The organism is Mycobacterium sp. NGS62, assembly GCF_059812285.1.
Genome location: NZ_JCALCK010000004.1, coordinates 170,290 through 182,002 on the forward strand (window position 1 = coordinate 170,290; position 11,713 = coordinate 182,002).

Consider the following 11,713-nt stretch of genomic DNA (forward strand, 5'->3'; position numbering starts at 1 on the left):
CCGCTGCGGCGGTGCATCAATCAGTGCGTTGCAGCCACAAGCAACTCGGCGACGCCGCGCATTCCGGCGGCGTTGGGATGAAACGGTGCCGGACGCCAGGGCAGTGGCCAGGCCGCACCGACCACCCAGGCATCGGCCGACCAGGCGTGATGGTCACGGCTGGCCTGTCCGGCGCGCACGATCCCGCAGCCGGTGGCCTGCGCTGCGGCCGCGGTGAGTTCCTCCAGTCGCGCGGCGATGTGGCGGCCGAGCCCGGCGTCGGCGTCCGAGAGCGGCGCCGCGCGTTGCCCGTTCGGTGGCAGCATCGTCAGATAGTCGACGAAAATCACCCGCGCGCTGGGAGCGCGCCGGCGCACCGTTGCACCGACCGCGCGCAGCGAATCGCCGACCTGGCTCAGCGCTTGGTCGCGGGCAGCGCGGTCGAGCAGGGCTGCGACGTTCGGCAACAGCCGCGCGACGCGCGGCAGCGACGCGGCCATCAGCATCGGGATGTAGCCGACGTCGTTGCCGCCGATCGTGATGGTGACCAACTGTTCAGAGCCATCCAGCGCATCCACCTGTGGCGGTGCGCCACGTTGACGCTCCGCCAGCACATGCGCGGTGGTCGCCCCGGAAAACGTGACATCGACCAGGTCGAGGTCGAGTTGCTCCGCGACGAGGTGGGCGTAGTTGCGGGCCGACCGTCCCGATCCCCAGGGCGCACCTTTGGCGCGGGGCTGGATACCGGGACCGGCAGCCATTGAACTACCCAGTGCCACATACCGTTTCGTCATAGCTCCGGACTGGATGCTTGCGCCCAGAATCGTTTCGGGATACGTCCGGCTTTGCGCGCCAGATAGCCTGCGGTGACGGCGGCGGCCATCGCGGCGGCCATCGCGGGCGGGTCGGCGGCCCGAGTGACCGCGGTGGCCAACAACACCGCGTCACAGCCCAACTCCATCGCCAGCGCGGCGTCACTGGCGGTTCCGATGCCGGCGTCCAGCACCACCGGAACATCGGCGGCGTCGACGATCATCTCGATGTTGTGCGGATTGGCAATACCCAGCCCGGTGCCGATCGGCGACCCGAGCGGCATCACCGCCGCGCAACCGGTGTCCTCCAGCCGTCGGGCCAGCACCGGGTCGTCGTTGGTGTAGGGCAACACCACAAAGCCGTCGTCCACCAATTGCTCAGCGGCCCGCACTAATTCGACCGCGTCGGGCAGCAGCGTGCGTTCATCGGCGATCACTTCCAGCTTGACCCATTCAGTGTGCAGCGCTTCGCGGGCCAGCTGCGCGGTGAGCACCGCCTCCGCGGCGCTTCGGCAGCCCGCGGTGTTCGGCAACGGCGTGATACCCAGCCGGCCCAGCAGGTCAAGCATTCCGGTGCCGCCTTCAGCGTCGACGCGGCGCATCGCGACGGTGGTCAGTTCGGTGCCCGACGCGACCAGCGCTTCCTCCAGCACCGCCAGGTTGGTCGCACCGCCGGTGCCCATGATCAGCCGGGACGCGAACTCGCGACCGGCAATGGTCAGTTTCGAGTCAGCCACCCTGCACCGCCGTCACCACCTCGAGTTGCGCACCATCGGAAAGCGTTGTCGTCCAGTCGGACCGCGGCAGTACCGCCCGGTCCAGCGCGACCGCAATACCACGGTCGGGATAGCCCAGTGACCGTAGCAGCGCGGCCACGGTGGTCTGATCTTCGATTTCGACCTGTTCTGCGTTGACAACGATGATCATGGGAGGGCTCCCGCCATAGAAGGAAGTTCGGACACAATCTGTTCGGCGGTCCATGGGGCCAGCAGAAAGCCATTGCGGCCATGCCCGGCAGCCACCAGCGTGCGGGCGTCCAGACGTCCCACCAGCGGCAGGTTGTCCGGTGTCATCGGGCGCAACCCGGCTGCGCACTCCGCCAGTTCGTACTCGCCCAGCGCCGGGCACACCGCGCACGCGTCGTCGAGCAGGTCGCGCACACCGGACACCGCCGGGGCGGTGTCGCGACCGTGCTCGTACTGGGTGGCACCGACCACCACACCGTCGCCGCGCGGCACCAGATACACAGCCCGGCCATGCACCCGCGCCCGAATGACACGCTGGGGCACCGGCATACAGCCCTTACGCCACGCAAGCCGCAGTACTTCGCCCTTCACCGGCCGGATCGGCAGGCCCGGCCACAACAGCGGAGCGTCGATTCCGTTGGCGATCACCACCGCATCGGCCTCGACGGCCGCCAGGTCATCCACCGGCCCGGCCCATTGCACATCGAGTTGCCGGCAGGCCGCTTCCAGGGCATCCAACACGGCACGGTTGTCTACCGCCAACTCGGTGGGCGCTCGGAAACCATGCCGAATACCCTGCGCCAGCAAAGGTTCCACGTCGCGCGCAGCCGACTCCCAGACCACCGGGTGGCCCTGCGCCGAGAGCCAGTCCGCGACCGTGTGCAAATCAGCGACGTCGGCGCGGTCAACGGCAACCACCAGCGACTCCCTGGCGGTGATCACCTGAGCCGGTAGACCGTCCAGAAAGCCGCTTTCGTGCCAGAGTCGCAGCGACTGCAATCCGCGTTGCAGCAGCTGCTCCTCGCCGGGCCAGCCTTCGCTGTGCGGGGCCAGCATCCCGGCCGCCACCCAGGACGCGCCGTGCTCGCCGCTGCGGTGTACCCGCACCGACCAGCCGGCCTGAGCCGCCCGGCGCGCCACCGACAGCCCGATGACGCCGCCGCCGACGACGGCCAGCGATCCGAGGTCGGGTGCCATGTTCTGCTCCCTTCGCCGGCATGATCCGGATCAGGTCGAACGGTAAGGGCAGGCGTGCCCACTCTCAGCCCCCGTAGCCATCACCCTGGGACTCCCGTGATTCGTCAGCTTTCCACGCTAGCCGCTAGCGTCGCGGTGTGCACGAACCTCGGAGGCGGCTTGCCGACGCACGGCTGTATTTGTGCACCGACGCCCGCCGAGAGCGTGGCGACCTGGCCGAATTCGCCGACGCCGCGCTGGCCGGCGGCGTGGACGTCATCCAGCTGCGCGACAAGGGCTCGGCGGGCGAGCAGCGGCTCGGCCCGCTGGAGGCGCGCGACGAGCTCACGGCGCTGGAGTTGCTCGCCGACGCGGCCCGCCGGCACGGTGCGCTGCTCGCCGTCAACGACCGCGCCGATATCGCCCGCGCCGCGGGCGCCGATGTGCTGCACCTGGGTCAAGACGACTTGCCGCTGACGGTGGCGCGCGACATCGTCGGGGCCGACGTGGTGATCGGCCGGTCCGCCCACGACCCCGAGCAGGTCGCCGCCGCGGTCGCCGAGGATGTCGACTATTTCTGCGCGGGGCCGTGCTGGCCGACTCCGACCAAACCCGGCCGCCCGGCGCCGGGGCTGCCCCTGGTACAGGCGGCCGCCGCACTGGCCGGCGACAAACCGTGGTTCGCGATCGGGGGGATCGACGCCGAGCGACTGCCCCAGGTGCTGGCCGCGGGTGCTCGCCGGATCGTGGTGGTCCGCGCGATCACCGCCGCCCAGGATCCGCAAGCGGCCGCCGAGCAGCTCAGTTCGGCGCTTACAGCAGCGCGCTGATCCGATAACTCAGCTGCGAAGGCGCTTGGTCGGGCAGTCCGGCGGTACACCACAGGAACTCCCCTGTCTCGATCTCGACGGTGCGAGGCAGGTGGCGGCGCCGTTCGTCGCCGGCGCCCAGCGGCACGGTCGCCGGAGCGGTCCGCAGCCGTTGCCAGCTGGCGGCGAACCCCGGGTGCAGCGGCAGGGCGGCCACCTCGTCCTCGCCCACCCACCGCAGCTCGGCGCTTTCCCGGTTCGGCACGGTGTGCAGCAACTCGCCGGCATCGGCGATCACCGTGGTGTAGGTCCAGCCGGTGCCGCTGACGCTGGCCGTGACCAGTGTCGACCGCACCGACAGCCGCTCACCGGGCAGCCCGGCCTCCTCGAAAGCTTCCCGGACGGCAGCCTGCTCGGCGGTCTCGTGGCTGTCGCGTGCCCCGCCGGGCAATCCCCACGTTCCGCCCTGATGACTCCACGGCGCCCGGTGCTGCAACAACACCGCCGGAGTGCCGTCCGAGCGCGGCGCGCGCAACAGCAGACCGGCCGCGCCGTGGCGGCCCCAGTACGGCACGCCGGTGTCGGAGACCACCCAGCCGTCACCGTCGCCGCGCACGCGTTCAGGATAAGCAGGGGTGTTAAGCGCCGAGCTTCCACGCATCGGTACGCCCAACTCTTAGACTTCGCTTATAGAGTTCGTGGGACGCACGTCCTGAAGAATTGGGGTCCGAACCGACGTGACCGTTGAGCTGGCGCATCCATCGACTGAGCCGCTGGGATTGCGGTCGTCCACGGAACCGGCCCATCCCCGCTGGTGGTTCATCTCGACCACGCCGGGCCGCATTCTGTCCATCGGCGTGATCCTGGCGATGCTGGGCGGGCTCAGCGCGTTCGCCACCTCGACGACGATCAACCAGCGCCGGCAGGCGCTGGCCACCGTGCTGAATCACACCGAGCCGCTGGCGTTCGCGGCCGGACGGCTCTACACCACGCTGTCGGTGGCCGACGCGGCTGCGGCCACCGCGTTCATCGCCCAGGCCGAGCCGCGCACCGTTCGGCAGCGTTACGAACAAGCCATCACCGATGCCGCGGTCGCGGTGACCCGCGCGTCGAGCGGGCTGACCGATGAGCCGCTGGTGGAGCTGCTGGGCCGGATCAACGCCGAATTGGCCGTCTACACCGGGCTGATCGAGATTGCGCGGACCAACAACCGCGCCGGTAATCCCGTCGGTTCGTCGTATCTGTCCGAGGCGTCGGCGCTGATGCAGTCCAGGATCCTGCCGGACGCACAGCAGCTCTACAGCGCGACTTCGGAGCGAGTCGACGCCGAAACCAGTGCGTCCACTCAGATCCCGGCGCCGGTGATTCTCATTGTCGTCACCACGGTGTTCTTCGGCGCGTTCGCGCACCGCTGGCTGGGCCGTCGCACCCAACGGCGAATCAACCCCGGACTTGTGGCCGGTGGCCTGGCCATTCTCATTATGGTGGTGTGGGTGGGGACGGCTCTGTGGATTTCCACCTCCGGCAGTCAGAGCGCGAAAGACACTGCGGCAGAATCGCTCAAGACCGTCACCAACCTGTCGATCACCGCCCAACAAGCGCGTGCCGACGAGACGCTGTCCTTGATCCGGCGCGGGGACGAAGAAGACCGCCAGCAGTCCTTTTACCGAAACATCGACAAGATGCGCCAGCAGCTCGACCAATACCTCGCCCGCCCGGACGTGGTCGACAAAACCGACTTGCGCGACGCCGACGAGCTGCTGGTCCGATGGCGCCGGGCCAATGACCGGATCAACTCCTACATCTCGGTGGGCAACTATCAAGCCGCCACCCAGGTTGCGCTCGGCAGCGGTGAGAACGACTCCAGCCCGGCATTCGACAAAATCGACAGCGCATTGCGCAAGACGATGGAGCAAAGCCGCAATCAATTGCGCAACGACGTCCTCAACGCACGTCGCGGGCTGTCCGGCGCCACAGCCGGCGGCGCGGTGCTCAGCCTCAGTGCTGCCATCGCGGTCGCCCTGGGCCTGTGGCCGCGGCTGAACGAGTACCGATGACGCGGCGATCGCAAGCGCGGATGCTATGTGCCGCAGTGGCGGCGGCCATGGTGGTGCTGGCTGGCTGCGGTCGCTCGGAGTCGATGGTGACGGCGACGGCGCCGACGTTGCCTCCGCCCACCCCGGCCGGTATGCAGGAGCTGCCGCCGCAGCCGCCGCAATCGCCGCCGAAATCCGGTGACGACTGCAACGCCACCGCGAGCCTGCGACCGTTTCCCACCAAAGCCGAGGCCGATGCCGCCGTGGCCGCTATCCAGCAGCGGGGCCGGTTGATCGTCGGCCTCGACATCGGCAGCAACCTGCTGTCCTTCCGCGACCCGATCACCGGTCAGATCACCGGGTTCGACGTCGACATCGCCGGCGAGGTGGCCCGCGACATCTTCGGTAGCCCCTCGGCGACCGAGTACCGGATCCTCTCGTCGGCCGAGCGCATCACCTCGTTGCAGAAGTCGGACGTCGACATCGTCGTCAAAACCATGACGATCACTTGCGAGCGGCGCAAGCTGGTGAACTTCTCCACCGTTTACCTCGATGCCAACCAACGCATTCTGGCGCCCGGCGATTCGGCGATCACCAAGCCGTCGGACCTGTCGGGCAAGCGGGTCTGTGTGGCCCAGGGCACCACGTCGTTCCGCCGAATCCGTGAGATCACCCCGCCGCCGATGGTCGTGTCGGTGGTCAACTGGGCTGACTGCCTGGTGACATTGCAGCAGCGGCAGGTTGACGCGGTCAGCACCGATGACACGATCCTGGCCGGGCTGGTGTCCCAGGACCCGTATCTGCACATCGTCGGGCCCAACATGGACACCCAGCCCTACGGCATCGGAATCAATCTGGACAACACCGGGCTGGTCCGTTTCGTCAACGGCACCCTGGAACGCATCCGGCGCGACGGGACGTGGAACACGTTGTACCGCAAGTGGTTGAACGTGCTCGGTCCGGCGCCGGCCCCGCCGGGCCCCAGGTATCTGGACTGATGAGCACATCCGGTTCAGAACGCAGGCAACTCGGGGACGACGACAACGCCCCCGGCACCCAGCCCGCCGACGCGACATCCGACTCTCTCCCGACGATGCGACCAGTGTCGACCCAGGCGCTCTACCGCCCGCATTTCGACGACGACGACGAGGACTTCACCTCGGAGGGCACCGTCGACACCGAACCGCGAGAACGCGTGACGACGCCGACCCGAGTTGCCCAGCCGGTTCGGCGCCTCGGCGGCGGCTTGGTGGAGATTCCGCGGATACCCGACACCAACCCGCGCGAAGCTCTGATGGTCAACCCGGTGGTGCCGGAGTCCAAGCGGTTCTGCTGGAACTGCGGGCGGCCGGTGGGCCGGTCCAGCCCGGACGGCAAAGCCCTGTCAGAGGGTTGGTGCCCGTATTGCGGTAGCCCGTATTCGTTTCTGCCGCAATTGAATCCGGGTGATGTCGTCGCCGGCCAGTACGAGATCAAGGGCTGCATTGCGCACGGCGGGCTGGGCTGGGTGTACCTGGCCGTCGACCGCAACGTCAACGACCGCCCGGTGGTGCTCAAAGGCTTGGTGCATTCCGGCGACGCCGAAGCGCAGGCGATCGCGATGGCCGAACGGCAGTTCCTCGCCGAGGTGGTGCACCCGTCGATCGTGCAGATCTTCAACTTCGTCGAGCACACCGATCGGCACGGCGACCCAGTCGGCTACATCGTCATGGAGTATGTGGGCGGGCAGTCGCTCAAGCGTGGCCGCGGTGAGAACCTGTCGGTCGCCGAGGCCATCGCCTACGTATTGGAAATCCTGCCCGCGCTGGGGTATCTGCATTCCATCGGCTTGGTCTACAACGACCTCAAGCCGGAGAACATCATGCTCACCGAAGAGCAGCTCAAGCTGATCGACCTGGGCGCGGTGTCGCGGATCAACTCGTTCGGCTACCTCTACGGCACGCCCGGCTACCAAGCGCCGGAGATCGTGCGCACCGGACCGACGGTGGCTACCGACATCTACACGGTGGGACGCACGCTGGCGGCCCTGACGATGAAGTTGCGCACCCGCAGCGGTCGCTATGTCGACGGGCTACCCGAGGACGACCCGCTGCTGGCCGAATACGACTCGTTCGCCCGGTTGCTGCGCCGTGCAATCGATCCCGACCCGCGACGGCGGTTCGCCAGCGCCGAGGAGATGTCGGGCCAGTTGATCGGTGTGCTGCGCGAGGTGGTCGCCCAGGACACCGGGGTGCCGCGGCCGGGTCTGTCGACGATCTTCACCCGCTCGCGCGCCACGTTCGGAGTGGACCTGCTGGTCGCCCACACCGATGTGTATTTGGACGGGCGGGTGCATTCAGAGAAGCTGACCGCCAAGGAGATCGTCACCGCGTTGCAGGTGCCGCTGGTCGATCCGGCCGATGTCGCGGCACCGGTGCTGTCGGCGACGGTGCTCTCCCAGCCGGTGCAAACCCTGGACTCGTTGCGCGCGGTCCGGCACGGCTCGCTGGAGTCGGAGGGCATCGACTTGTCCGAGTCGGTGGAGTTGCCGCTGATGGAAGTACGTGCGCTGCTCGACCTCGGCGACGTCGCCAAGGCGACCCGCAAACTCGACGACCTGGCCGAGCGGGTCGGCTGGCGGTGGCGGCTGGTGTGGTATCGCGCCGTCGCCGAGTTGCTCACCGGCGACTACGACTCGGCGATCAAGCATTTCACCGAGGTACTCGACACCTTCCCCGGTGAATTGGCCCCCAAGATGGCGCTGGCCGCCACCGCGGAGTTGGCCGGCGGCTCCGACGAGCACAAGTTCTACGAAACGGTGTGGAACACCGACGAGGGCGTGATCTCGGCGGCCTTCGGGCTGGCGCGGGCGTTGTCGGTGGAGGGCGACCGGGCCGGCGCCGTACGCACACTCGACGAAGTACCCGCCAGCTCAAGGCATTTCACCACTGCGCGGCTGACCAGCGCGGTAACGTTGCTGTCCGGCCGGTCGACCAGCGAGATCACCGAAGAGCAGATCCGCGATGCCGCGCGACGGGTGGAGGCGTTGCCGCCGACCGAACCGCGGGTGTTGCAAATCCGCGCCCTGGTGTTGGGCAGTGCGATGGACTGGCTGCAGGAGCACGAGGCCAGCACCAACCACATTCTGGGTTTTCCGTTCACCGAACACGGGTTACGGCTGGGTGTGGAGGCGTCGCTGCGCGGCCTGGCCCGGGTGGCGCCCACCCAGCAACACCGTTACACGCTGGTCGACATGGCGAACCGGGTGCGGCCGCCCAGCACCTTCTAGTGCGCCCCGCCTCCCCCGCCTCCCCGCGTTGAGTGTGAATCGTTGGCTTTGAGTGTGAATCGTTGGCGGAAGTTCGGCCGATTTTTCGCCCTGAGTACACACTGAAAACCCCTAGCGCACAGTCGATGCCCGTGCTTGCAGCGCGCGGCGAACCCGCCGCAGAATATCGGCGGGGTGATCCTCGACTACTACGCGGATAACCAGCCAGCCCATGCGTTCGAGCATCTCGAGCCGGCGAATGTCTTTGACGTATTGCGCGCGGTCGGTGCGATGGTGGTCACCGTCGTATTCGACGGCCACCAGGTATTCCGGCCAGCCCAAGTCGAGGTAGGCCACCGTCAGGCCATCGCCACCAAGTACCGCGACTTGCGTTTGCGGCCGGGGCAAACCGGCTTCGACGAGCAGCAGCCGTAAATACGTTTCGCGCGGCGACTGGGCGCCAGGGTCGACCAGATCCAACGCCGTCTCCAACCGACGCAGTCCACGTACGTGGCGATGCTGCTCGGCGACGGCGGTGACGTCGTCTGGTTTGAAACCCGTGGCGCGCGCGAGTGCATCAAGTCGCGCCACCGCCGCGCGGCGCGGCTCCCGCCGACCGATGTCGAACGCGGTCCGCGCCAGGCTGGTGACCCTGAACCCGGCCACCACGGTCACTTCGCCATCGCGCAACACGTCGCGTCGGGTCACAATGCCTTGCGGTGGGCGAGTATTGGGGTGGTTCAACTCGATCGGGATGTCGGCATCGATCCACTTGGCGCCGTGCAGCGCCGCAGCGGCGGCGCCGGCGATGACCGCCTCGCGATCCGACCATAGCCAGGCCGCCGCAATGCGCTGCTCCAGCGACACCTGGAGGTCCTTCGGCAGGTAGACATCCGGATACACGACGCGATAGCGCGACCGCAGTTGATGACGGCTCAGCACACCACGCGCCATCGCCGCACTGCCGATGAAAGGCTGCGCCACGTCCCGCACACGCCGAAGGATCGCACGCAGACTCGAAACGACGTCGACCTCAGTCCACAGGCTCAGCCCGGCACCAGCTTCACCACCTGATCATTGCCGTAATCGGTGACGTAGACGTTGCCGGCGGCATCCACCGCCACACCTCTGGTGTAGCCGAGGTCGCTGACCGGCAGCACGGTTTGCTTGGTCGAACCGACCGCCATCTTCACCAGCCTGCTGCCGTCGGTGACGTAGACGTTGCCCGCTGCGTCGGCCGCCAAACCGGATGGATCTTTGAGGCTGGTGAACGACATCACGGTCTGGCCGGCCGCCCCCGCCGCCAGCTTCAGCACCCGGTTGTTGCCGGTGTCGACGACGTAGACGCTGCCCGACCCGTCCACCGCCACGCCCTTCGGCCGTTCCAGGTCGTTGAACGGCAACACCGTCTGGTCCTCCGACCCGGCCTGCAGCTTCAGCACCCGATCGTGACCGGTATCGACGACGTAGACGCTGCCCGACCCATCCACCGCCAAACCCGCCGGGCGTTTGAGGCCGGTGAACGGCACCACCGTCTGGCTATCCGACCCGGCCGCCACCTTCAGCACCCGATCGTTGTCGGTGTCGGCGACGTACACGCCGCCGTCCGCGTCTACCGCCAAGCCATACGGTTCCTTCAAGCCGGTGAATGGCAGCACGGTCTGGTGGGTCGAGCCGGCCGCCAGCTTCATCACCCGGTCGTTGTCGATGTTGGTGACGTACACGTTGCCCGACGCGTCCACGGCCACACCCTCCGGTCCGGTGAGACCGCTGAACGGCAGCACGTCTGGTTGATACGTCGTCGGTGTGGATCCCGCCCCTTGCCCGTGCTGGTCATTGCCCGATGACGCGATCCACCACACAAGGAGGCCGATGACGGTCAACAACAGCACCACCACAACGATCGCCAGCGGCAGCAGCTTCGGACCCCGCGGCTCGGGCTCGGCGACCACGTCGGAAGAGAAGCCGAAGTCAGGGATCGGCTCCGCGGGCCGATTGCGGATGCGCGCCGGCGGACTGTCGGTAGTGCGACGAACCATCGTGGGTGCGTCGTGCGGCGGCGCCGAGAGTGCATCGCGGGCAGCGCGGGCCAGATCGCCAGCGGTGGCGAACCTGTGCTGCGGGTTCTTGGCCATCCCGCGCGCGATCACGGCGTCGAATCGAGCTGGGATGGCACGCGGTCGCAGCAGGCTGGGTTTGGGCGGTGCGGCGGTCAGGTGCGCCTTGATCACCTGGCTCACCGTCGTTGCGCCGGCAAAGGGACTGTCACCGGTCAGCATTTCGCACAGCACGCCGGTCAGCGAATACACGTCGGCGCGGCTGGTCGGCCGCTCGTTGTCGAAACGCTCCGGCGCCGTGTACGCATAAGTGCCCGCCGTCGGTCCCCGTCCGTCGAGTGCTGTGTCGGCGATACCGAAGCCGAGTAGGTATACGACGTCGTCGCCGGTGACAAGGATGTTCTCCGGCTTGATATCCCGGTGGGTCAGCCGGGCCGCGTGAGCGACGTCGAGGACCGCGGCGAGCTGCTCGACGATCGCCACCGCGCGAGCCGGGGCGATCGGCCCATACATGCTCAGCAGCGACCGCAATGTTTCACCGGATGTCGACGCCGTCGCGACATAGTCCACGCCGTCGGTCTCGCCCCAATCACGAAGCGGCAGGAGGTGCGGATCTGAGAGGCCCGCCACGATCGGCAACTCGCGGAAGAATCGCTCGCGATCCAGGGTGGGTGGCAACACGGTAACCGCGACCGTGCGCTCCCCGGCCGTGTCCGGCCCGATTTCCACGGCCTGGTAGACCCGGCCCACGCCGGTTTGGCCGAGGACCGCCCGTATCTCGTAGCGGCCGAATCGCGTCCCGACTCGTGCGTCATCGGGCTGCTGCCCCATTGCGTGTCCCCTAAAGTCCC

The 11,713-nt window shown here is 67.9% G+C and carries 11 protein-coding genes and 1 riboswitch; of the genes, 4 read left to right on the forward strand and 7 right to left on the reverse strand.

Going from position 1 to position 11,713, the window contains the following annotated elements; translation table 11 throughout:
- Positions 1-20: 20 nt before the first annotated feature.
- From AC5Y49_RS12890 to thiO, 4 genes are all read right to left on the reverse strand, one after another.
- A complete protein-coding gene (locus AC5Y49_RS12890; protein ID WP_499887526.1) occupies positions 21-773 on the reverse strand; it encodes an SGNH/GDSL hydrolase family protein in 753 nt (250 codons plus the stop codon).
- A complete protein-coding gene (locus AC5Y49_RS12895) occupies positions 770-1,528 on the reverse strand; it encodes a thiazole synthase (RefSeq protein WP_499887528.1) in 759 nt (252 codons plus the stop codon). The genes AC5Y49_RS12890 and AC5Y49_RS12895 overlap by 4 nt, the downstream gene beginning before the upstream one ends.
- Positions 1,521-1,718 (reverse strand): sulfur carrier protein ThiS, encoded by a 198-nt coding sequence (gene thiS / locus AC5Y49_RS12900; protein ID WP_499887530.1) that lies wholly within the window; start codon positions 1,716-1,718, stop codon positions 1,521-1,523. Before thiS ends, AC5Y49_RS12895 begins: the two co-directional genes overlap by 8 nt.
- Positions 1,715-2,734, reverse strand: coding sequence for a glycine oxidase ThiO (gene thiO / locus AC5Y49_RS12905; RefSeq protein ID WP_499887532.1), 1,020 nt, complete (start codon positions 2,732-2,734; stop codon positions 1,715-1,717). The genes thiS and thiO overlap by 4 nt, the downstream gene beginning before the upstream one ends.
- Positions 2,725-2,839: riboswitch (TPP riboswitch) on the reverse strand. (Overlaps the previous gene by 10 nt.)
- A gap of 32 nt (positions 2,840-2,871) precedes the next feature.
- Between thiO and thiE the strand changes: the two genes are divergently transcribed.
- Positions 2,872-3,543, forward strand: a complete 672-nt coding sequence (gene thiE / locus AC5Y49_RS12910; RefSeq protein ID WP_499887534.1) for a thiamine phosphate synthase — start codon at positions 2,872-2,874, stop codon at positions 3,541-3,543.
- Here thiE and AC5Y49_RS12915 read toward each other — a convergent pair.
- A complete protein-coding gene (locus AC5Y49_RS12915; protein ID WP_499887536.1) occupies positions 3,527-4,138 on the reverse strand; it encodes an NUDIX hydrolase in 612 nt (203 codons plus the stop codon). The two genes, thiE and AC5Y49_RS12915, sit on opposite strands and share 17 nt — an antisense overlap.
- A gap of 121 nt (positions 4,139-4,259) precedes the next feature.
- On the opposite strand from AC5Y49_RS12915, the gene glnX reads away from it, so the two are divergent.
- From glnX to AC5Y49_RS12930, 3 genes are read left to right on the forward strand one after another with little or no spacing between them, the layout of a single operon-like run.
- On the forward strand, positions 4,260-5,579 hold the full coding sequence (gene glnX / locus AC5Y49_RS12920; protein ID WP_499887537.1) for a protein kinase G-activating protein GlnX: 1,320 nt from the start codon (positions 4,260-4,262) through the stop codon (positions 5,577-5,579).
- Positions 5,576-6,556 carry a glutamate ABC transporter substrate-binding protein gene (locus AC5Y49_RS12925; RefSeq protein WP_499887539.1) on the forward strand — a complete coding sequence of 327 codons (981 nt, stop codon included), beginning with the start codon at positions 5,576-5,578 and terminating at the stop codon, positions 6,554-6,556. The genes glnX and AC5Y49_RS12925 overlap by 4 nt, the downstream gene beginning before the upstream one ends.
- Positions 6,556-8,826, forward strand: coding sequence for a serine/threonine-protein kinase PknG (locus AC5Y49_RS12930; RefSeq protein WP_499887541.1), 2,271 nt, complete (start codon positions 6,556-6,558; stop codon positions 8,824-8,826). Before AC5Y49_RS12925 ends, AC5Y49_RS12930 begins: the two co-directional genes overlap by 1 nt.
- A gap of 111 nt (positions 8,827-8,937) precedes the next feature.
- On the opposite strand, the gene AC5Y49_RS12935 is transcribed toward AC5Y49_RS12930, so the two are convergent.
- Positions 8,938-9,759 carry an endonuclease domain-containing protein gene (locus AC5Y49_RS12935; protein ID WP_499887998.1) on the reverse strand — a complete coding sequence of 274 codons (822 nt, stop codon included), beginning with the start codon at positions 9,757-9,759 and terminating at the stop codon, positions 8,938-8,940.
- A 92-nt stretch (positions 9,760-9,851) separates the two neighbouring features.
- Positions 9,852-11,693 carry a serine/threonine-protein kinase PknD gene (locus AC5Y49_RS12940; RefSeq protein ID WP_499887543.1) on the reverse strand — a complete coding sequence of 614 codons (1,842 nt, stop codon included), beginning with the start codon at positions 11,691-11,693 and terminating at the stop codon, positions 9,852-9,854.
- Positions 11,694-11,713: the final 20 nt, after the last annotated feature.